At 39.5% G+C, this 21,286-nt stretch carries 20 protein-coding genes and 1 other annotated feature; of the genes, 3 read left to right on the top strand and 17 right to left on the bottom strand.

What is annotated here, in order from left to right; translation table 11 throughout:
• Positions 1 to 166: 166 nt before the first annotated feature.
• Positions 167 to 1,360: an LL-diaminopimelate aminotransferase gene (locus H0Z31_12140; GenBank protein MBO8178193.1), complete on the top strand. Its 1,194-nt coding sequence runs from the start codon at positions 167 to 169 to the stop codon at positions 1,358 to 1,360.
• A 99-nt stretch (positions 1,361 to 1,459) separates the two neighbouring features.
• Here H0Z31_12140 and ilvA read toward each other — a convergent pair whose 3' ends face one another.
• The 11 genes from ilvA to H0Z31_12085 all read right to left on the bottom strand — a co-directional run bounded on the left by ilvA (position 1,460) and on the right by H0Z31_12085 (position 14,542).
• Positions 1,460 to 2,416, bottom strand: coding sequence for a threonine ammonia-lyase (gene ilvA, locus H0Z31_12135; GenBank protein ID MBO8178192.1), 957 nt, complete (start codon positions 2,414 to 2,416; stop codon positions 1,460 to 1,462).
• A gap of 43 nt (positions 2,417 to 2,459) precedes the next feature.
• Positions 2,460 to 3,053: a 3-isopropylmalate dehydratase small subunit gene (gene leuD, locus H0Z31_12130; GenBank protein ID MBO8178191.1), complete on the bottom strand. Its 594-nt coding sequence runs from the start codon at positions 3,051 to 3,053 to the stop codon at positions 2,460 to 2,462.
• Positions 3,054 to 3,063: 10 nt separating this feature from the next.
• On the bottom strand, positions 3,064 to 4,482 hold the full coding sequence (gene leuC, locus H0Z31_12125; protein MBO8178190.1) for a 3-isopropylmalate dehydratase large subunit: 1,419 nt from the start codon (positions 4,480 to 4,482) through the stop codon (positions 3,064 to 3,066).
• A gap of 150 nt (positions 4,483 to 4,632) precedes the next feature.
• Positions 4,633 to 5,742 (bottom strand): 3-isopropylmalate dehydrogenase, encoded by a 1,110-nt coding sequence (gene leuB / locus H0Z31_12120; GenBank protein MBO8178189.1) that lies wholly within the window; start codon positions 5,740 to 5,742, stop codon positions 4,633 to 4,635.
• A gap of 16 nt (positions 5,743 to 5,758) precedes the next feature.
• Positions 5,759 to 7,294, bottom strand: coding sequence for a 2-isopropylmalate synthase (locus tag H0Z31_12115; GenBank protein ID MBO8178188.1), 1,536 nt, complete (start codon positions 7,292 to 7,294; stop codon positions 5,759 to 5,761).
• On the bottom strand, positions 7,281 to 8,303 hold the full coding sequence (gene ilvC / locus H0Z31_12110) for a ketol-acid reductoisomerase (protein MBO8178187.1): 1,023 nt from the start codon (positions 8,301 to 8,303) through the stop codon (positions 7,281 to 7,283). The genes H0Z31_12115 and ilvC overlap by 14 nt, the downstream gene beginning before the upstream one ends.
• A 26-nt stretch (positions 8,304 to 8,329) precedes the next feature.
• A complete protein-coding gene (gene ilvN / locus H0Z31_12105; GenBank protein MBO8178186.1) occupies positions 8,330 to 8,848 on the bottom strand; it encodes an acetolactate synthase small subunit in 519 nt (172 codons plus the stop codon).
• Positions 8,845 to 10,542, bottom strand: a complete 1,698-nt coding sequence (ilvB, locus tag H0Z31_12100) for an acetolactate synthase large subunit (protein ID MBO8178185.1) — start codon at positions 10,540 to 10,542, stop codon at positions 8,845 to 8,847. Before ilvB ends, ilvN begins: the two co-directional genes overlap by 4 nt.
• Before the next feature lie 78 nt (positions 10,543 to 10,620).
• Positions 10,621 to 10,862 (bottom strand) — a binding site (T-box leader).
• A gap of 13 nt (positions 10,863 to 10,875) precedes the next feature.
• On the bottom strand, positions 10,876 to 12,540 hold the full coding sequence (gene ilvD / locus H0Z31_12095; protein MBO8178184.1) for a dihydroxy-acid dehydratase: 1,665 nt from the start codon (positions 12,538 to 12,540) through the stop codon (positions 10,876 to 10,878).
• 359 nt (positions 12,541 to 12,899) lie between these two features.
• Entirely contained in the window at positions 12,900 to 14,030 is a 1,131-nt protein-coding gene (locus H0Z31_12090) for a DUF2156 domain-containing protein (GenBank protein ID MBO8178183.1), read from the bottom strand.
• A 380-nt stretch (positions 14,031 to 14,410) separates the two neighbouring features.
• Positions 14,411 to 14,542 (bottom strand): YuzL family protein, encoded by a 132-nt coding sequence (locus tag H0Z31_12085; GenBank protein ID MBO8178182.1) that lies wholly within the window; start codon positions 14,540 to 14,542, stop codon positions 14,411 to 14,413.
• 108 nt (positions 14,543 to 14,650) lie between these two features.
• Between H0Z31_12085 and H0Z31_12080 the strand changes: the two genes are divergently transcribed.
• Positions 14,651 to 14,893 (top strand): YkuS family protein, encoded by a 243-nt coding sequence (locus tag H0Z31_12080; protein ID MBO8178181.1) that lies wholly within the window; start codon positions 14,651 to 14,653, stop codon positions 14,891 to 14,893.
• 294 nt (positions 14,894 to 15,187) lie between these two features.
• Here the strand turns inward: H0Z31_12080 and argF are convergent, their stop codons facing one another.
• The 4 genes from argF to H0Z31_12060 form a co-directional block, all read right to left on the bottom strand.
• A complete protein-coding gene (gene argF, locus H0Z31_12075) occupies positions 15,188 to 16,135 on the bottom strand; it encodes an ornithine carbamoyltransferase (GenBank protein MBO8178180.1) in 948 nt (315 codons plus the stop codon).
• A gap of 232 nt (positions 16,136 to 16,367) precedes the next feature.
• On the bottom strand, positions 16,368 to 18,047 hold the full coding sequence (locus H0Z31_12070) for an acyl-CoA dehydrogenase family protein (protein MBO8178179.1): 1,680 nt from the start codon (positions 18,045 to 18,047) through the stop codon (positions 16,368 to 16,370).
• Entirely contained in the window at positions 18,044 to 19,561 is a 1,518-nt protein-coding gene (locus H0Z31_12065; protein ID MBO8178178.1) for a long-chain fatty acid--CoA ligase, read from the bottom strand. The genes H0Z31_12070 and H0Z31_12065 overlap by 4 nt, the downstream gene beginning before the upstream one ends.
• 2 nt (positions 19,562 to 19,563) lie before the next feature.
• Positions 19,564 to 19,947, bottom strand: a complete 384-nt coding sequence (locus H0Z31_12060) for a MerR family DNA-binding transcriptional regulator (GenBank protein MBO8178177.1) — start codon at positions 19,945 to 19,947, stop codon at positions 19,564 to 19,566.
• 149 nt (positions 19,948 to 20,096) lie between these two features.
• Here H0Z31_12060 and H0Z31_12055 point away from each other — a divergent pair, with 149 nt between their 5' ends.
• Positions 20,097 to 20,429, top strand: coding sequence for a thioredoxin family protein (locus H0Z31_12055; GenBank protein ID MBO8178176.1), 333 nt, complete (start codon positions 20,097 to 20,099; stop codon positions 20,427 to 20,429).
• A gap of 63 nt (positions 20,430 to 20,492) precedes the next feature.
• Here H0Z31_12055 and H0Z31_12050 read toward each other — a convergent pair whose 3' ends face one another.
• On the bottom strand, positions 20,493 to 20,885 hold the full coding sequence (locus tag H0Z31_12050) for a VOC family protein (protein MBO8178175.1): 393 nt from the start codon (positions 20,883 to 20,885) through the stop codon (positions 20,493 to 20,495).
• Positions 20,885 to 21,247 carry a hypothetical protein gene (locus H0Z31_12045; protein MBO8178174.1) on the bottom strand — a complete coding sequence of 121 codons (363 nt, stop codon included), beginning with the start codon at positions 21,245 to 21,247 and terminating at the stop codon, positions 20,885 to 20,887. The genes H0Z31_12050 and H0Z31_12045 overlap by 1 nt, the downstream gene beginning before the upstream one ends.
• Between the last annotated feature and the right edge of the window lie 39 nt (positions 21,248 to 21,286).

Raw genomic sequence — 21,286 nt, 5'->3', positions numbered from 1 at the left:
AAGAGAGTACCCTAAAATAGTGAATCCGCTTTCATTGTTAGGGAGAAAAAAACTGCCCACAAATACTTGACTCAATCATGTATCATTTGTATCTTCACTACCTTTTACAAAATATGATAAACTACTAAAAATATCATTCATCCATCAACGAAATGGAGGTACGAACATGAGTCGTATTCGATTATCGAAACGCATGGAACGATTTCAACCTTCCATCTTTAATGAGTTAGTGGAATATAAAAAGAAAAAATTGAGAGATGGGGTAGATATGATTGATTTAAGTATTGGTAGTCCCGATTTACCGCCATCTCCTCTTGTAAAAAGTGTATTATCTGATTTAACAAAAGATGATACGCAATATGGGTATACGTTGACAGGAATTCAACCATTTTTTGATGCTGTTTCCCAATACTATCATCGGAAATATCAAATAGACGTGGATCCGAAATCTGAAGTATTGTTATCGATGGGTTCCCAAGATGCACTCGTACATATTCCGATGGTTTTTGCTGATCCTGATGATTACATACTTGTTCCTGATCCAGGATATACAGCCTATGCTACTGGAATCGCCATGGCAGGTGCTATACCATATTTTATGCCTCTTTTAAAAGAAAATCAGTTTTTACCAGATCTATCACTGATCCCTGAAGAGGTTGCCCATAAAGCTTCATTAATGATTTTGAATTATCCAGGGAACCCAATACCGGCCATGGCATCGAAAGACTTTTTTGAAGAAGTCATCCAGTTTGCCCGAACATACAACATCATTGTCGTACACGATTTTGCTTATGGCGAATTTTACTTTGATGGTCAACAACCAATAAGTTTTTTATCTATCCCTGGAGCAAAAGACGTGGGTATTGAAGTTAACTCGCTTTCTAAAAGTTTCAGTTTGGCTGGCTGTCGTATCGGGTACGTGGTGGGAAATGCCGACATTATCCAAGCGATCCTTCGGTTAAAATCGAATCTAGATTACGGCGTCTTTTTACCGATTCAACAAGCGGCCATTGAAGCTCTGTTACATGGTGATGAGTTTTGTGAAAACACACGGCAAATATACCAAGAACGGAGAGACATTTTTGTTCAAGGCCTCCATTCCCTCGGATGGCACGTCGATTCTCCACAAGGTGGGATGTTTGTTTGGGCGAAGGTTCCCACCGGTTGGAATACCATGGAATTTGTCTATGCTTTGATGGACAAAGCGCATGTAGTGGTTACTCCAGGGCATGCTTTTGGGCCAACAGGTGATGGATATGTTCGTATCGCTTTAGTTCAACCAAAAGAACGCCTACAACAAGCCGTTGAAAATATAAAAGCAAGTCGTTTATTACAAGAACCATTATTATTAGACCGATAAAAAGTGATTTCGTTTATATATAAGTTATCCAATACGTTCAAATTTTCTTTGAATAGTAAAGACCCATTTCCAATGGTGGGAAATGGGTCTTCTAATTGTTTATCCATATTTTCGAGTTGGTTCCACTTTATTCGCTAAATTTTTAAACATTGTTAGCTTTTCAATATCGGTATTTCCTCCGCTTATGATAATCCCTACCTTCTTCCCTTGAAAACGGTGACTCTTACATAAAAGAGCAGCCAATGCAGCAGCACCTGCTCCTTCAACCAACATTTTTTCACGTTCTAACATAAAAACAATAGAGAAAGCAATTTCTTCATCAGTCACCGTCATCATATCGTCAACATATCGATGAATGATCGGATACGTTAGAGTTCCAGGTTCTTTCACCGAAATGCCATCCGCAATAGAATGAACAGAAACAATTTTTCGATTTCCCTTTCCTTTAAAACGGTTATAGGAGGACGGAGCACCAGCTGATTGAATACCAATCACCTCTACGTGTGGCTGAAGTTCTTTTACGGCAATGGCTGTACCGGCAATTAATCCTCCTCCTCCGACAGGGACTAAAATCGTATCTAAATCTGCACATTGTTGCATAATTTCCATTGCAACTGTTCCTTGTCCGGCCATGACGAGCGGATCATCAAACGCATGAACAAAAGTAGCCCCTTTCACTTGCTGTTCACCTTTCGCAGCTTCATATGCTTCTTGGTACGATTCTCCTACCAAGGCAATGTTGGCACCATATGATTTCGTTGCATCGATTTTACTCGTCGGTGTATTGAGGGGCATATAAATAGTAGCTTTCAATCCTCTACTGGTTGCCGCGTAGGCTACTCCTTGCGCATGGTTTCCTGCAGAAGCGGCCACAATTCCTCGAACTACTTCGACTTCCGACAATGTACGAATTTTGTTCCATGCACCTCGTAGTTTAAAAGAACCGGTCTTTTGTAAATTTTCTAGTTTTAAATATACATCTGCACCCGTCCACCGGTTTAACGTACTTGATTGTTTTAAAGGCGTTCGTCGAGCTACCTTTCCGACATACTCCATTGCTTCCACGATTTGCGAATATCGTAACCAATTCCCAATGGAATCACCTTCCTAACGTTGATTTGTTCTCGTATGAAGAAATATAGGATTCATAATTTAATGTCAATTGAATTTCATCCCAACCATTTACTAACATCTGTTTCCAATAAGGATCGATGGTAAAAGTAATAGGGGTTAATCCATCGACAACAATTTGTTGTTCTTCTAATTGGATTGTCATGATGATTGGTTCTTCTTTCGCCTTGTTCATTAATTTTTCGACAGTTTGTTCATCCAATGTAATAGGTAATAGCCCGTTTTTAAGACAGTTTTGATAAAAAATATCTGCAAAGCTCGGTGAAATAATCGCACGGATTCCAAAGTCTGATAGCGCCCACGGGGCATGTTCCCTAGACGAGCCACAGCCAAAATTTGGACCTGTCAGTAAAATGGATGCATCTTTATATGCTTCCTGATTTAATGGAAAGGATGATAGCGTCTTTCCATCATGATCAAAACGCCAATCATAGAATAAATATTGACCATATCCCGTACGTTCAATTCGCTTTAAAAATTGTTTCGGAATAATTTGATCGGTATCTACATTAGCGTAGTCAAGCGGACATACTTTTCCGGTAACGGTTGTAAATGGTTTCATCGGCTCCTCCTTAAGATAAAATAGATGCTTCGTGTAACAAGGTACGTACATCGACAAAATGTCCATAAATCGCAGCGGCGGCCGCCATGATCGGACTAACAAGATGTGTACGTGCACCTACCCCTTGTCGTCCTTCAAAATTTCGATTAGACGTAGAGGCGCAACGATCCCCTGGAGGAACGAGGTCATTGTTCATTCCTAGGCACATACTACAACCAGATTCTCGCCATTCAAATCCAGCCTCTTTAAAAATTTGGTCAATTCCTTCTTTTTCAGCTTGTCGCTTTACGTGTTGGGAACCAGGAACAACAATGGCCCGAACATTCGGGTGCACTTTCCTTCCTCTCACCACTCGAGCAGCTTCCTGTAAATCACTAAGACGAGAATTCGTACAAGAACCAATAAACACATGTTGAATCTCAATGTCCGATAGGTTGGTACCTGGCTGTAAGCCCATATAAGAAAGAGCTTTCGCCACAGCTTCTTGTTCACGTTTTGTCGAATAATCATCTGGGGATGGGACTACCCCATCAATAGGTCCCCCCATCGATGGGTTGGTTCCCCAAGTAACCTGTGGCGCAATAGTGGATGCATCTATAATAATTGTGCGATCGTAGGTTGCTCCTCGATCGGTGGCCCACCTTTTCCACTCGTTGGCTAATTCTTCAAACGGAACATCATTGGGAACGTATTTCCGGCCATATAAATAGGAAATAGTTGTTTCATCAGGAGAGATGAGACCAGCTTTAGCACCGGCTTCGATACTCATGTTGCATATGGTCATCCGCTCCTCCATGCTCATATTACGAATCACTTCACCAGTATATTCAAAAATATAGCCGGTCCCAACATCTGTTCCGTATGTGGCGATGAAATGTAATATCACATCTTTTGCCGTCACCCCTGGCTGAAGCTTTCCTTCAATTCGTACTTCCATCGTTTTCGGTCTTTTTTGCCAAAGTGTTTGTGTCGCTAACACGTGCTCCACTTCACTCGTTCCAATACCAAAGGCGATTGCTCCAAACGCACCATTTGTCGAAGTGTGGCTATCACCACAGACAATCGTTTTACCTGGTTGCGTTAATCCAAGTTCAGGACCAATGACATGGACAATCCCTTGATCCGGGTGATTGAGGTCCGCTAACGGAATGTCAAATTCTATACAGTTTTTTTCTAATGTTGTCATTTGCCGCATAGCAATTTCATCTTGAATGTCATTACGGTTCAATGTCGGGACGTTATGGTCCATAGTAGCGAACGTTAAATCTGGCCGTCGAACGCGTCGCTTTTTTTGCCGGAGCCCTTCAAACGCTTGTGGCGAAGTAACTTCGTGAATAAGATGAAGGTCAATATATAATAAATCGGGCTTTCCCTCTTCTTGATAGACCACATGATGATTCCAAATTTTTTCTATAATCGTTTGTGGCATTCATTCATCCCCCCTTTTATTGAAAAGTCCTTATAGTCGGATTAAAAAATCATTTAACTCCTAACAATTGTCCTTTCCATTTACACCAAATCAATCATTCTCTCATCAAAATCATGTATGTGATAAAAACTATTTAAAGGAAAATGTATTTTAGGCATAGGCCGCCATAATCCCTGCAATTGCATGATCTTCTTCAAGTTGATCTAAAACATGATGAATCATCACCGACGTTGAAACGGAATAGTTCGATAACGTAGCGACATCCCTCGTCATTACTCCAGATGTAAGCACTTCATTTACTGCTTTTTCGACCGCATCAGCTTCTTCTGTCATGCCAAAAGAGTAGCGAAGCATCATCGCTGCTGAAAGAAGCATACCGATTGGATTGGCTTGATTTTTTCCAGCAATATCTGGAGCAGAACCATGGACCGGTTCATACAATCCGAATCGATCCTCTCGTAAGCTAGCAGATGGCAGCATACCGAGCGACCCAACGATGACAGATGCTTCATCACTTAAAATATCGCCAAACATATTTTCCGTTACGATTACATCAAAGGACCGTGGATCACGAAGTAATTTCATCGCTGCTGCATCGACGAGTAGGTGTTCGACCTCAACCTCAGGGAATTGCTGTTTCATTTTTTCGACCACTTCTCGCCACATTCGACTGGATTCCAAAACGTTTGCTTTGTCTACCGATGTTAATTTTTTTCGACGAGATTTTGCTAATTCGAATGCTTTTTTTACAACCCGCTCAATTTCTGTTCGATGATAATATAAGGTATCAACGACATCATCTCCGTTTTGGCCACTTCTTCCTTTTGGTGTCCCAAAATAAAGACCGCTTGTTAGTTCTCGAACGATTAACACATCTACATCTTGAATCACTTCATTTTTTAATGGAGACACGTTATATAAGCTTTCACAGGCTTTTACGGGACGAATATTCGCAAAAAGTTGCAATTCTTTTCGTAATTGTAGAAGTCCTTTTTCTGGGCGCTTATGTGATGGAAGTTGATCCCATTTTGGTCCTCCAACCGCCCCTAATAGGACGGCATCACATTTTCGACACATTTCAAGCGTTTCTTTTGTTAATGGAACACCATACTGATCAATCGATTCCCCACCGATGGAGCCATAATGAAAACGAAATTGATGCCCAAATCGTTCGGCGATTCGTTTTAACACTTTAACCGTTCCACTCATTACTTCCGGTCCTACTCCATCTCCAGGTAATACAGCAATATGTTTTTCCATACGAATACCCCCTATATTATAATGGTGAAGTTGATAATTCCGAATGATTGCGACAACGGTTCACAGCATTTAAATAGGCTTTGGCGGATGCTTCTAACACGTCTTGAGCCACCCCGCGGCCGCTTGAAGGTTGATCGTTATACTTTACTTTTACATACACTTCCGCTAGCGCATCTCTACCTTTTCCAACGGAATGAATTCGATAGTCTTGAAGCGAGAGTTCCCCTGGAATCATACGTTCAATCGTGTTGTAAATTGCTTCTACACTCCCTGAACCGGTGGCAGCTTCTTGTACAAGCGTGCCATTCGGTGTTTGAATAAGTAAGGTTGCCGTCGGAATATGATTTAGTCCATATTGAACTTGTAAACTCATTAATTCATATTTTGGTTCGTCTACCCGTTTCGTTTGATAATCTGTTAAAATAGTAAATAAGTCATCATCTGTTATTTCTTTCTTTTTATCCGCTAACTCTTTAAATGCGGAAAATGCAGCATTCAATTTCTCTTCTGTTAAATCAAATCCAAGTTCCAACGCTTTTTCTTTAAATGCGTGTCGACCAGAATGTTTGCCAAGAACGATTCGATTGGATGAAACTCCAACCATTTCTGGTGTGATAATTTCATAGGTTAATTTTTCTTTTAAGACACCGTCCTGATGAATGCCTGATTCGTGAGCAAATGCGTTAGCTCCAACAACCGCTTTATTCGCCGGAACCATCATCCCTGTTAATTTACTGACCAGATCACTCGTTCGTTTAATTTCTTGTAAATTCAGATTTGTTTGGGCTTGATAGTAGTCTTTTCGAATCGTTAATGCGACAGCCACTTCTTCAATGGCCGCATTCCCTGCACGCTCACCAATTCCGTTGATGGTCCCTTCAATTTGGAGGGCCCCATGCTCGATAGCTGCCAATGTATTTGTGACCGCTAATCCTAAATCATCATGACAATGGGCAGACAATTTCACCTGATCGATATTCTTCACGTTTTCACGTAAATAAGTAAATAACGCTCCGTATTCTTTCGGGGTAATGTAGCCTACTGTATCTGGAATATTGATCACTGTCGCCCCTGCTTCAATTACTTTTTCAATAACCTTAGCCAGAAACTTCCAATCCGATCGACATGCATCCTCCGCAGACCATTGTACATGTGGGAACAAGCGTTTAGCATAAGTCACCGCTTGAACGGCTGTTTCGATCACTTCTTCAGGTGTTTTTCGTAACTTGTATTTCATATGAATCGGAGATGTAGCTAAAAACACGTGAATACGTGGTTCTTCTGAATACTTTAACGCTTCCCAAGCTATGTCAATATCCTTTTGATAACAACGCGCTAATCCAGTAACGGAGGAGTGTTTGATCGTCTTGGCTATCATCTGAACTGCTTCGAAATCTCCTTTAGAGGAAGCGGGAAAACCCGCCTCCATAATATCTACTCCAAGGCGTTCAAGCTGTTTAGCAATTTCGAGCTTTTCGACCGTATTCAAATTGACACCGACCGTTTGTTCTCCATCTCGTAGCGTTGTATCGAAGACATCAATTTTTCGCATGAGCAACCACATCCTTTTTCGTTCGCCGCACAAATGGCATCATTTTACGGAGTTCACGTCCCACTTGTTCAATTGGATGGTCTTTTTCTCTGTCATTCAACGCATGGAATTGTGGACGATTTAATTGATTTTCGAGTAACCATTCTTTAGCAAATTTACCTGATTTAATGTCTGCTAATACTTCTTTCATCCGTTGTTTCGTTTCTTGATTTACAACGCGTGGTCCGGAAACAAAATCACCCCATTGAGCCGTATCTGAAATCGAATAACGCATGTATTCGAGTCCACCTTCGTACATTAAGTCAACAATCAGCTTTAATTCGTGTAAGCATTCAAAGTAAGCCACTTCTGGCTGGTAACCAGCTTCTACTAATGTTTCAAATCCTGCTTTGACTAGTGAAGTTAAGCCTCCGCATAAAACAGCTTGCTCTCCAAATAGATCGGTTTCAGTCTCTTCTTTAAACGTTGTTTCTAACACCCCGGCTCTGGCACTTCCAATTCCTTTTGCATAAGCAAGTGCTAGCGGTTTGGCTACACCCGTCACATCTTGATAAACGGCGACTAATGCAGGCACCCCTGCTCCTTCTTCAAATTGGCGACGAACTAGGTGACCAGGACCTTTCGGTGCCACTAAAAATACATCGATATGTGCTGGTGGAGTAATTTGGTGATAATGAATATTAAAGCCGTGCGCAAATGCTAATGCTTTACCAGGCTGTAAATATGGTTCAATTTCTTCTTTATATACCTTGGGTTGATGTTCATCAGGTAGCAGGACCATGATTACATCGCTTTGTTGAACAGCTTCACGTACTGGATACACGTGAAAGCCATCTTTTTGGGCTTGGTCCCATGATTTCCCTTTTCTTAAACCGATAACGACATTGTAACCATTGTCTCGTAAGTTTTGTGCATGGGCATGCCCTTGAGATCCATAGCCGATAACAGCCACTTGCTTTCCTTTTAATACAGATTCTTGTACATCGTTTTCATAATAAACTTTAACCATGATCAACACTCCTTTTAGTTAATTTTTTATATTAAAGATACTTGTTTCACTTGAGTAGTAGGCTTTTGTGAACCACGCGGAAAGGCGGTAAGACCCGTTCTCGCAAGCTCTTTAATGCCATACGGTTTTAACAATTCAATTAAGGCCTCAATTTTTTCAGAGTCACCCGTTACTTGGACCGTGACGCTATCTCGACTGACATCAATGATGGAGGCCCGAAATGGTTCAATAATGCCACCAATTTCACTTCGGACTTGAGGATTACTAATCACTTTTATCAACGCTAGTTCACGGGCAACAATGGATTGATCCGTAATATCTGACACTTTTAAGACATCAATTAATTTGTTTAGCTGCTTAATCAATTGTTCCAGCTTCCGATCATCTTCTACGTGAACGACAAACGTCATCCGTGAAACACCGTCTGTTTCCGTTAGCCCAACCGTGATACTTTCGATATTGAATTGGCGTTTACTCATAACACCTGTAACGCGATTAAGGACGCCACTTCGATTGTTCACTAACGCCGTGATGATTCGCTTCATCTTTTCACCCCCACCATTTCGTGAATTCCTTTTCCTGGTGCAATCATTGGGTAGACATTTTCATCACGTTTAACGAGGCAATCAACGACTACCGGTTCGTCTGATAAAAGCGCCTCTTGTAAAATGGATTCTGCTTCACATGGATTGGTAATTCTATAACCTTTAATACCGAAGGCATCAGCTAGCTTGACAAAATCCGGCTGTACTGGAATTAATGAATGGGAGTATCGTTCTTGATAAAAGAGCTGTTGCCATTGGCGTACCATTCCTAACGAATAGTTATTGAAGATGACAATTTTAACCGGTAAATTCATTTCTTTTACAACAGCTAATTCTTGGAACGTCATTTGAAATCCACCATCTCCGGTTAACGACACAACCGTTGCTTCTTTTGAAGCTAATTGTGCTCCAATCGCTGCTGGGAACCCGAACCCCATAGTTCCTAAACCACCGGATGTAACCCAACGATGAGGATACTTCATTCGAAAATATTGGGCGGCCCACATTTGGTGTTGACCGACATCTGTTGTAACGATGGCCTCACCGTTCGTAATTTTATGGACTAGTTCCACAAGCTGTTGCGGCATTAAGATATTTTCATTTGCTTCATACCATAGTGGGAATTCAAGTTCATAGTCTTTTAAATGATGAAGCCATGAGTCATACGAAGGAATCTGACCTTCCATTTGTAACAGTTGTTTCAACGTCTCCTTAGCATCGGCCACAATTGGAACTGCAGTTGGAACGTTTTTCCCTATTTCTGCTGGATCGATATCTATATGGACAACCGTTGCTTTTGGGGCAAAATGTTGTAAGTTACCTGTTAATCGATCATCAAAACGTGCACCAATGTTAATTAACACATCGCATTCATACAGTGCACGATTTGCCGCAAACGTACCGTGCATCCCTGCCATTCCTAAAAAGAGTGGATGGTCTCCTGGAATACTTCCAAGACCTAATAATGTAGTGGTCACAGGAAGATTCCAACGCTCAGCAAATGCAACAAATTCGTTTGCCCCTTTGGCATGAAGAACTCCGGCTCCACCGAGCAAGACCGGTTTTTCCGCTTTTTCAAGGACATGAATGACTTTTTTCAGTTGCATAAAATTTGGATGAATGGTTGGCTGGTAACCAGGTAAATAAATGTCTCCTTGAAAATCTACCGCACCATCAGAAATCGAGATGTCTTTTGGAATATCAATGACAACTGGTCCTGGGCGACCGGTAGTAGCGATGTGAAACGCCTCTTTCACAATCCGTGGTAATTCATGTACATCTCGAACTTGATAATTATGTTTAGTAATCGGAGTCGTAATTCCCATAATATCTGCTTCTTGGAAGGCATCCGTCCCAATGACCTGCGTGGCCACTTGACCAGTAAAAACGACCAATGGAATCGAATCCATCATCGCATCCGTAATTCCGGTTACTAAATTGGTTGCTCCTGGTCCTGAAGTCGCAATGACTACCCCTGGTTTTCCGGAAACTCGAGCGTATCCTTCTGCCGCATGAATGGCCCCTTGCTCATGACGTGTCAGAACATGTTTGATTGGCGTATCGTAAATCGCATCGTAGATTGGTAAAACGGCTCCACCTGGATACCCAAAAATCACTTCTACTCCTTCTTCTTTTAAGCACTGCATTAACAGCTGGGCTCCAGTCCACGTCTCTGTTTTCGGTTCCGTCATCATTTCTGACTTCACCCCAATCCCTCCTCTAATTCATAATGAAAAAAGCTTTTCCAACCCACGCACCTTCCCAATGGAAGTTGCAGGGGTGAAAAAGCTTCACGGTACCACCCTACTTCGTGACATTTTCGCAAATGCCACCTCATGAACAACCGAAGTTGTCCTTTTGATAACGAGTGTTGAACACTCGGCCATCCCTACTCCTTTCGTTTCAAGACAGCACTCCGAGGTGATGTCGTAAGAGGGGGTATTACCGGTTTCCAGCTCCCCCGGCTCTCTGTAAATACCTAGTCCTCTTACTTTGTCCTCATCATCGTTTTTTTAATATTCTGATTTTTATATTTTTAATATCGCGCCTGTATTTGCTGATGTTACTAGTTTTGAATAGCGTCCTAAATAGCCGGATTTGATTTTCGGTTCAAATGGTTTCCAATTTTTCTTACGCTCTTCCCATTCTTCTTGATCTACAAGCACTTGAATCGTTCGTTGTGTTAAATCAATGAGAATTGGATCGCCATTTTCTACAAAGGCAATTGGACCACCTTCTGCTGCTTCTGGAGAGATATGTCCAATTGAAATTCCTCGTGTTGCTCCTGAAAAACGCCCGTCCGTAATAAGTGCTACTTTTGTTCCTAATCCTTTTCCGACAATTTGGGCCGTAGGGGCTAACATCTCGGGCATTCCTGGTCCCCCTTTTGGTCCTTCATAACGAATGACCACTACATGACCTTCTCGAACCGTCCCATTTTCAATTCCTTTAATCGCTTCATCTTGCGAATTAAAAACAATAGCTTCCCCTAAAAATCTTTGAATGGAAGGATCCACTGCCCCCACCTTAATGACAGCTCCATCAGGGGCTAAGTTGCCTCTTAATATGGATAATCCACCGTCTTTTCGATAAGGATTTTCTTTTCGACGAATGACTTGGTCATCTAAAATAACTGCATTTTTAATATTGTCATATAGCGTTTGACCAGTGACAGTTCTCCGTTCGTCATGTAAGACACCTAAATCACTCAGTTCCTTCAAGATTGCACTGATTCCACCTGCTCGATGAACATCCCCGATAGAATAATCTGAGGCCGGGCTAATTTTCGCTAAGTAAGGAACTTTTTTGGCAATTTCGTTAATTCGATCTAAGTCATAGTCAATTCCCGCTTCATTTGCAATAGCTAACAAGTGAAGGACCGTATTGGTTGAGCCTCCCATGGCCATATCTAAAGCAAACGCATCATCAATCGCTTGTTTAGTGATGATGTCACGTGGTCGAACATCATGTTTTACCATTTCAATTAATTGTTTCGCCGCTTCGTACACGAGTTGATATCGTTGTTTCGAAGTAGCTACGATTGTTCCATTGCCAGGTAGCGCTACTCCTAATACTTCCATTAAGCAGTTCATAGAGTTAGCTGTAAACATGCCTGAACAAGAACCACATGTCGGGCAGGCGTGTTGTTCAAGATCATCCAGTTCTTGTTTTGTGATCATTCCCGATTGATACGCGCCAACTCCTTCGAATACAGATGCGAGTGACAGCGTTTTACCTTTGGAGGAAACCCCCGCTTCCATCGGTCCACCTGAAACAAAAACGGATGGAACATTGGTGCGTACAGCCGCCATTAACATTCCTGGTGTGATTTTGTCGCAATTCGGGATATAAAACACCCCATCAAACCAGTGGGCATTGATAACTGTTTCCGCTGCATCGGCAATAAGTTCCCTACTTGGTAGTGAATAGCGCATCCCGATGTGACCCATTGCAATCCCATCGTCAACCCCAATTGTATTGAATTCAAATGGAACTCCTCCTGCTTCCCAAATCGCTTCTTTGACAACCTCCGCAAATTCACGTAAATGTTTGTGCCCTGGAATAATATCAACATACGAATTACAAACACCGATAAATGGTTTGTCTAAATCTTTCGCTCGAACACCGGTTGCATATAACAGGCTCCGATGTGGCGCTCGATCAATTCCCTTCTTGATCATGTCACTTCTCATCACTATCACCTATCTCTAAACTGCTTTTGATTCTACAAAGTCGTCATAACCCAATTCTTTTTTGAAAATGTATTTTGAGTGGAAACTTATACCTTGTTCCTTAGTTGTCATCAATCATACGACCGTTAAGTACGAATTTCAACCCCCTTTTTAATAATTTTTTGAACATTCTGTTTTATTAAACGTTTAAGAAAACGCTTACATGTGCGTTATAACAATCTTTTTTTGTCCCCCAAAATTTTTTGTAAAGATTTTTAAAGCGCTTACAAATCCATGTTGAAATTTTGCTACTTTTGTAGAATGTTGTTCGATTTTATCGAAAAATTTTCTAAGCAAAAAAGGACATAACATCCTTCCCCTTAACTTGCTTTCTGTCTTGTTTTTCGGGGATTTTTGTTAGATGTCATGTCCATTCCCGGTACTTGATGAATGACTAAAATGATTTGTAAACAAATCATAGGTAATAAACCTTTTTTATAAGCTAAATATTTCGATTCCCAAGTGCAAGCAAATTTATCCTTAAACTCTTTCAATCCTTTAAACTTATAAAACATGTTTCCATGTAAAAATAAAAATCGTCCAATTTTTTCACTAACAAATCCATAACGGTTGGTCCCTACGTTTGCCAGTGGAGACATTCCTAAACTACACCATTCCAATCCCTTTTCTTTAGCCCATAATAAGATTGATACAAAAAGCATGTCCATGGTTCCATGAGGCTGATTGGCGATATGCCGCATTAAATCGATCGTCATAGTCTTGCCTGTTACCTCATGTCCTATCGCTAAGGTGGCAAAAGCTATAATCGAATGGTCAGGTCCTTTTAATAGAGCAATAGGAAAGCGAGAGACGTAATCCTCATCAAAAAAGCTGACAGAAAAACTTTTCTCTTTTCGACCATTTAACCATGAATCCGATACTAGCTTTAATTCGGATAACAATTTGTTGTTGTATGGTGGGTAAATCACTTTAAATTCGTATCCATTCCGTAAAAATTTATTTCTTCTTGTCCGTAACCTAGCCCCTTTTTTACCAGCAATCGAATATTGTTGTAAATTGACTTTCGCTTCTTCACCTAATTTATAAAATTTATACCCAAGATCATGGTAACAAGATAAAAAAGTCGGATTGACTTGATAAAAAATCGGAGTACATTTATAGGTTTCAGCCCAACGTTTAAATTGTAAGAGCGAATCAGCTATTTCCTGCTCTTTTCCAATTGGATCCCCGAAAACAATTAGTTTACGACCTACTTTTCGAAAGGCAATTAATACCGTTTTCTCTTCGTTCCAAAAAAATGATTTATCATTTAAAAAAAGTAAATGTCCCATGGTGGATCCATTATAACGAGAAAGATGTTGATGTAGTTCCTTTTCTGTAATTGTCATTGATGGAAGCTTTCTGCTTTTTATGTATTGAGCTAGAGAATAGATACAAACGGTAATGGAAGCGCCTACAAACGCTAAGAAAACAACAGTGGATGTTTCCATCGAGCTCCCCCCTATGTCAATCAGTCACACCTTTAAAAGGATATCATACCTATCAATAGAAAAAAAACATCGGACTCAAAGAAATTACTCGTGAAAGGTTTTGGAAATCTGTTATTTCCTTGGGAAGCGCATGAGATGACAACGAATGACAAAAGTCCGTTAATGTTTGAAATTTTTTGTCGAGCTAAGTAAAAGTTCCTTCTTAAAAAATGATTTCCTTGAAATCCGGGGATTATGATTTTTCCGCCATTTTTTCTTTTTGGTCCTTTTAATAAAATGTGTATAAATGTCCACGATTAGGAGAAGCCCGGCAGATACTAAAATAACGTGACGAGAAAAACTACCAATGGAACCATCTCTGTTCATTGGTAGTTTTTTGTTTACATTCTTTTTTGTTTTTTTCGTGACGAGTCCAAGGATTGGGAACCAGTTTCTTGTTGAGTAGTTCCTTGACCTTCCACTTGAGACGACGATAATCCAATCGTTGATGGATCTTTTTTTCTTTTTTTCAAGCAGATCACCTCCAATCGTATTTTTTTCTTTTAGAGCAAAAATATGAATGAGATAAGGAATAAAAATAGGCAACCCTACTCAAATTAAGGATGTGAGGAGGTGTGCATGTGGCTAAAATTGGTGTAGAATCATCGTTAACAAATGTTCAAGATGCCTTACGTGAACGTGGATATGATGTGGTGGACTTGAAACAAGAGGAAGATGCTAAAGGCTGCGACTGCTGTGTGATTTCAGGTCAAGACGAAAACGTGATGGGCATGCAAAATGTCGTGACTGCTGGACGAGTCATTGACGCACGTGGCCTATCCGCAGAAGAAGTGTGCCAAGAAGTTGAAAATTATTTAGGGTAAAAAGGTGTTAGGCGACCAAGTGAACATTTTCACGAAGGTCGCCTTTTCATGAGTCGGTAGTCGTAATCACTTTGCCCGTATTAATCATTCCGATTCAGAACAAAAACCATAAGATTCGTATATCTTTTTCGATTATGAGTTAAAATAATCGTTTGAGAAAAAATTTTTACTTTTATGAGCAAAAATGACACGTTTATGGGAAAAATTTTTCAATTTATGAGCAAAAAAGATTCATTTATGGGAATAGATTTTAGTTTTATGAGAAAACCGCTTGAATTATGAGAAATTCTCCGACTAATCTCCTAAAAGAGCCACTAACAACGCCTTTTGAACGTGAAGACGATTTCCAGCTTGATGAAATACTTTTGACTGCGGACCATCAATCACATCGGAGGTTACTTCTTCACCACGATGAGCAGGAAGACAATGTAAAAAGATCGCATCTTTGTTCGCGATGCTCATAAGTGGACCATTCACTTGATATGGGGAAAAAATTTGTTTTCGTGTATCATTTTCATCCTCTTGGCCCATACTTGCCCAAACATCGGTATAGACGACATCAACTCCTTTGACTGCCTCATAAGGGTCATGCGTTATAAGAATCGTCGCCCCTGTTTGCTTCGCTAGTTCCTTTGCTTTTTTTACCACCCATTCATTCGGTTCGTATGATGGAGGAGTTGCTACTCGAATATTCATCCCCATTTTTGTAGCCACAATAATTAATGAATGCGCAACGTTATTGCCATCTCCAATATAGGCAAGGGAAATGTCTTTCATTCGTCCTTTCAATTCGTATATGGTTAATAAATCGGCCAATGCTTGACACGGATGATAATCGTCCGATAACCCGTTAATCACTGGAACGGAGGCATATTCGGCTAGTTGAATAATTTTTTGTTGTTCAAACGTTCGAATCATTATTCCATTCACATATTCGGATAACACGCGAGCCGTGTCTGGTATGGATTCACCACGTCCGAGTTGAATATCTTGATTGCTTAAAAACAAAGCGTGACCACCTAATTGATACATACCTACTTCAAAAGAAACACGTGTCCTCGTTGAATGTTTTTCAAAAATCATCCCCAATGTTTTTCCAGCTAATGGTTGAAAATGAAGCGCATCTCCCTTTTTTAACTCAATGGCTAAGGCTATTAAACTTTCAATTTCTTTTGAAGATAGATCCCATAAAGATAACAAATCCTTTCCCTTTAAGTTTGTAATCACATCGTTATGAATCATTTCAGCAAGTCCCATCATATTCCCACCTTTAATATGAAATCAAATATTTTTATATTTATTCATATTATGTAATAATTATTCTTTGTAATTGCTAGTAATTATATAATAAAATACAGTAGCAAGCAACACAAATTTCATAATTATGTATTTTTATTCAAAACACTCTCAATAATAAAAATCCTTACCATTTCTATGGCAAGGATTTTGTTTACATAATAATATTATTTATTACTTATTCTTTTGAAATAGGTACTTCCTCAGGGTTAAAAATAATGGAAAAGTATTGTTCAGAAAGTCGTTCTTCTTCTAAAATACGATTTTTCCAAATATGTTGTAAAAATAGTTTAGCAATGATTTCATACCGCTTTCCACCTTCAGCTGCATCTTTTAACGCGACCACACTTAAATAAATGTCACACATTCGGTTGGCTATTTTTTTTGCATAGTAGCTCCATACTTCTTCTTTTTCATTCTGTAATGAAGTAAGAAGCTCTTGTAATTCGAGAAGCCCTTCTTTTACTACATGTCTATGTGCATGTAGATGTACAGGGAGTTTTACTAATTCGTTATGAATATACTCCTCAAATGTTTCATGAATATTATATTTTTTTATTAATCTTAAAACTTCTAACCCTAAAATATTCGCAGTTCCTTCCCAAACGGTTAACACTTGGGCATCACGCAACAATCTTGGAGTGATAAAATCTTCGATATAACCATTGCCTCCATGGATTTCAATTGCCTCATGCGCAAAGGTAATCGCTTCTTCTGCAGTACGCATTTTTAATAGAGCAATGATTAATCGGTTCCAGGCTTTTTCTACCTTCGTTACTTGGCTTAGATTACTCATCACTCTGTCAAAGAAATGGATGAATTGAAAACAAGCGCTCGTTTGAACTTCTTGTCTGGCTATTAAATTACAAAGTGTTTGTTGAACCATTGGAAATTGAATTAATTTTCTTCCAAAAGCCGCTCGTTCTACCGCATAACTCTTGGATTCTTCTAACGCGCGTTTCATAATGCCTATGGAGGCTATGGCATTACATACACGAGACAAATTTAATGCCTCCATCATGTAGTAAAATCCTTTGGTTGGATCTCCTACTAGGTAAGCTTCAGCCCCTTCAAACACTACCTCCGCCGATGGAACGGCTCTCACTCCGAGTTTATCTTTTAAACGGCGGATGTGGATACCATTTAACGTTCCGTCATCTTTACGCCAAGGAACAAGAAATAGGCTTAAACCTTTTGTCCCCGGTGGGCCCCCTTCTATCCGTGCTAAGACGGTGGCAACTCCGCACGTTCCTGCATTACTTGCAAAATATTTTTCACCATAAATTTTATAATGATTGCCTTCTGGTACTGCTTTTACTACATTCGCTCCGACATCTGATCCTCCTTGACGTTCCGTTAAAAACGTTGCCCCTTCATATAATTCGACGTCCCCTGTAGATGTCACGTGAGGTAAATATTTTTCTTTTAACCAATCATCAGCAAAGTGTTCTAAAATATAGGCGGTAGCCATCGTCAAGGTGACTGGACAGTAAAAGCCGGGCTCAACTTGAGACAATAAGTATCCTAATGCATATGAATATACATAATTTCCTTTTTGTCCGAGATCAGGAATCAATTTATGGACATAACCAACAATTCCAGTTGCATAAGTCTCTTGTACCGTTTGTTTATACCCTTCATTTACCCAAACCTCTGAAATATCGTTACCGAACCGATCATATTTGATTAACCGTGGTTGTCCTTCACGATCAGTATGAACAGCACGACGATCAAAATCTGTCATACATTTACGCCAAAAATCTTGAAGCATTTCTTCTGTAAATGCGTACAACTTGGGATCCATTAATTTTTTTACATTCCATAAGAAATGGGGATCAACTTTGTTTAAAGGCTTCATGCCTTTACCTCCTTTTGACGTAATAGCTGCTTTAATATTTTTCCTGAAGCATTCCGAGGAAGTTCATCGATTGTTTCAAATAGACGTGGAATTTTGTAATCAGCCACTTTTCCTTCAAGAAAACGCTTGCATTCTTCTTCGAGATTAGGAATGTGCTCATTTGTCACAACAAACGCCTTGGCCGTTTCTCCCCAATCCGGATGTGGAACCCCGATGATAGCAACATCTGATATCGATGGATGCGTTTTTAACACGTCTTCAATTTCTTTCGGATAGATATTCACACCTCCAGAAATAATCATGTCTTTTTTTCTGTCCACAATCCATATATATCCATCTTTATCTTTTCGGGCTAAATCCCCAGTATATAGCCACCCATTCCGAATGGTTTCTGCTGTTTTTACTGGATCTTTATAGTAACCTTTCATCGTTCCTTCACCAGCTAATACGATTTCCCCGATTTCGTCTACCTTAACCTCTTCCCCTTTTTCATTAACTATTTTCGCTTCACAATGTAGTGCGGCATTTTTACCAATACTTCCAGCTTTGTCACGATGTTCCTCAGGTGATAAATATATCCCATTTGGTCCCGCTTCCGTTAACCCATACAGGCACATAAATCGATCCGATTTAAATTTTTGCTGAACAAATTGAACTTCCTGTGTCGATAATGGTGCTCCGCCATACAACCAATACTTTACTGAAGATAAATCATATTCATCGATATCGGATTGTTTAGCAGTGAGTAAATAAGCAACTGGAGCCCCAAAGAAGTGTGTAATTTTGTGCAACTGAATGAGATGAAGAAAATCTTTTGGAGTAAATTGTGAGGCTAAAACATGCGTAGCTCCGACATACAGACCACCGATGAAAAAAAGATGTAGTGGTGCACAATGGCTAAGCGGCATCATGTGTAATAATCGACTATCTTTATTCATGTTTGTTTCAATGACCATCATATTTGCTACAGTTAAAATATTTCGATGGGTAAATAAAACACCTTTCGACTTTCCAGTCGTTCCAGAAGTATATAATATGGAAGCATCGTCATCATCATGGCGGTTACATTCAATCAAGTGAGGTGAGCCGTCATTGATTAACGTCTCAAGTGATATCCAAGGTGGGGAATTACTTCCGGTATGAATCCAAAAGAGGTCCAGTTCGTTGATGAGAGGGTTTAATTGTTGAGACAACGTATGGTGAGCAATGATTGCTTTTGCATCGCTATGTTCGAGAATGTATTTTACTTCCTCTTTAGCTAATCGGGTATTTATCGGAACAACGATTGCACCTAAGCGCAAGACAGAAAAATAGGCATACACAAATTCCAATCCATTGGGTAAATATAAAACTACCTTATCATTTGGCTGAATGTGTAATCTCGATAAAGATGAAGCAAGCCGATTGACGATGTTATCGACTTCGCTATACGTTAAAGAATTACTTCCATCAATATAAGCCAACTTATTTGGGAATTTTCGAGCATTACGAGCTAAGAATTGTGAAATATTCATCATTATCCCTCCCTTAATAGACGTAACCTTTCTTTAAAATCTTGAAGAATTGCTTCTAAATCTTTTTTTAAGTACATTAAATCCTCTATCCTTTCGTTCACCTCCTTTAATTTTGTCTCACCGTACTCAATTGTTTTTTCCAATTGCTTTTTTCCTGAACGATCTTGGTTAAAAAGTTGGATCATTTCTTTTATTTCATCAAGAGAAAATCCAAATCGTTTTCCTCGTAATATTAATTTTAAAATAGCACGATCAGTTTTCGTATAAATCCGTTGCCCTGTATTCGTTCGTTTTGGGGATAAAAGTCCCTTTTCTTCATAATAGCGAATAGTCCGGGTACTAATTTCAAATTCGGAGGATAGTTGAGAAATTGTGTATTGTTCCATTGTGCTCACCATTTATTTGATTATTCTGAATTTAGTTTAATTTACGCTTACGTAAATGTCAATTTTTATTTCTGATCCTTCGAATATCTTTTTGATGAAAAATATACTATAATAGGTATTGTTAACTTTAATAAAAGGGAGGATTAATATTGAATGAGCAAAATGTTTTAGCTTCTATCTCTCAAATAGAACAGTTCATCACAAACCATCGTTTTTCATTCGTATACATTATGCGAACCAATTGTAGTGTCTGTCATGCCTTGTTTCCACAACTTAAAAACGTGTTAGAAGATTTTCCGGACATCCAACTTGGCGTAGTCAATGCGGATGATGTCCCTGAAGTGGCTGGTTATTTATCAATCTTTACAGCACCTGTGATGATATTGTTTATGGATGGAAAAGAAGTGCTACGGGAAGCACGTTTTGTACATCTCGATGTCTTTCGGGAAAAATTGAAAAAAATATACGAATTAAGCCACTAAAAAGGCTATTGGAGGAGATTTTAATGTCTTTTCTCTCCAATAGCCTTTTTCCCATATATTTCATTAATTATCTTCTACACGTTTTTCATACAATTCAATCCATTCCCCGTCTGGACCGTGAAAAAATAAATATTTCCCCCCATTTGGTAAAGTGGTAATGTCATCCCAAACAAGAGGTACACCTAATGATTGCAAATGTTCTTTTTCTTTTTCAATATCTTGAACAGAAAATGCAACATGATGAACCTTTCCTTCAACCGGAAGATTTGGATTGTATCCTTCTATAAGTTCAATGATCGTTTGATTATCTTTTCCTAAAAATGCTAAATGCAATTCTCCGTTCGTGTGAACGAACTCTTCCATTACTTTTAATCCTAACACTTGTTGATAAAATTTTTTAGATGATTGGATATCTGATACCATAATTCCTACATGATTAAAAGAGGTAATGGTCATTATATGTCTCCCTCCCCATCATCGCTCGTTTCACAAAACACAAGCTTTAAATAGGAACTGGAAAATTTTTTTTGATTGTAATTGTATCTCGTGAAAATAACCTCCCATAACGCCCGATCTAACGCATATGGACCCGCTGCTTTCAACTGATCCACTTCGTTCCGAGTTAATAACAGATGATATAGCTCATTATTCACATGACCGTAAAACAGAAAAAAATTAGGCTGTGAATCTAAATACAGTTCTGTGTCACATCCGAATTCTCTCAGCTGTTGAATAACACAATTTTTCACATGACTCACAAAAGCATCCACTGTGTAATGGCTGGCCAAATAGCCCCTTAACACCACATTCCCTTTCATCCCATTTCCTCCTTTATGAAATTTGGATAGAACGGAGGA

Source organism: Bacillus sp. (in: firmicutes) (assembly GCA_017656295.1).
GTDB lineage: Bacteria > Bacillota > Bacilli > Bacillales > JACDOC01 > JACDOC01.
The sequence above is the reverse complement of the archived record's forward strand: the minus strand, read 5'-3'. Positions and strand labels throughout refer to the sequence as shown.

Bases quoted from the DNA above. Each gene is read 5' to 3' on its own strand.
- H0Z31_12090 (MBO8178183.1), bottom strand. From the start codon at position 14,030: ATGGAAACATCCACTGTTGTTTTCTTAGCGTTTGTAGGCGCTTCCATT.
- ilvB (MBO8178185.1), bottom strand. From the start codon at position 10,542: ATGATGACGGAACCGAAAACAGAGACGTGGACTGGAGCCCAGCTGTTA.
- leuD (MBO8178191.1), bottom strand. From the start codon at position 3,053: ATGAAACCATTTACAACCGTTACCGGAAAAGTATGTCCGCTTGACTAC.
- H0Z31_12070 (MBO8178179.1), bottom strand. From the start codon at position 18,047: ATGAAGCCTTTAAACAAAGTTGATCCCCATTTCTTATGGAATGTAAAA.
- H0Z31_12140 (MBO8178193.1), top strand. From the start codon at position 167: ATGAGTCGTATTCGATTATCGAAACGCATGGAACGATTTCAACCTTCC.
- ilvA (MBO8178192.1), bottom strand. From the start codon at position 2,416: ATGGAGTATGTCGGAAAGGTAGCTCGACGAACGCCTTTAAAACAATCA.
- leuB (MBO8178189.1), bottom strand. From the start codon at position 5,742: ATGGAAAAACATATTGCTGTATTACCTGGAGATGGAGTAGGACCGGAA.
- ilvD (MBO8178184.1), bottom strand. From the start codon at position 12,540: ATGAGAAGTGACATGATCAAGAAGGGAATTGATCGAGCGCCACATCGG.
- H0Z31_12115 (MBO8178188.1), bottom strand. From the start codon at position 7,294: ATGCGAAAAATTGATGTCTTCGATACAACGCTACGAGATGGAGAACAA.
- argF (MBO8178180.1), bottom strand. From the start codon at position 16,135: ATGATTCATAACGATGTGATTACAAACTTAAAGGGAAAGGATTTGTTA.
- H0Z31_12060 (MBO8178177.1), bottom strand. From the start codon at position 19,947: ATGGAACAATACACAATTTCTCAACTATCCTCCGAATTTGAAATTAGT.
- H0Z31_12045 (MBO8178174.1), bottom strand. From the start codon at position 21,247: ATGAAAGGGAATGTGGTGTTAAGGGGCTATTTGGCCAGCCATTACACA.
- ilvC (MBO8178187.1), bottom strand. From the start codon at position 8,303: ATGGTTAAAGTTTATTATGAAAACGATGTACAAGAATCTGTATTAAAA.
- H0Z31_12065 (MBO8178178.1), bottom strand. From the start codon at position 19,561: ATGAATATTTCACAATTCTTAGCTCGTAATGCTCGAAAATTCCCAAAT.
- ilvN (MBO8178186.1), bottom strand. From the start codon at position 8,848: ATGAAGCGAATCATCACGGCGTTAGTGAACAATCGAAGTGGCGTCCTT.
- H0Z31_12050 (MBO8178175.1), bottom strand. From the start codon at position 20,885: ATGACCATTACCTCTTTTAATCATGTAGGAATTATGGTATCAGATATC.
- leuC (MBO8178190.1), bottom strand. From the start codon at position 4,482: ATGCCACAAACGATTATAGAAAAAATTTGGAATCATCATGTGGTCTAT.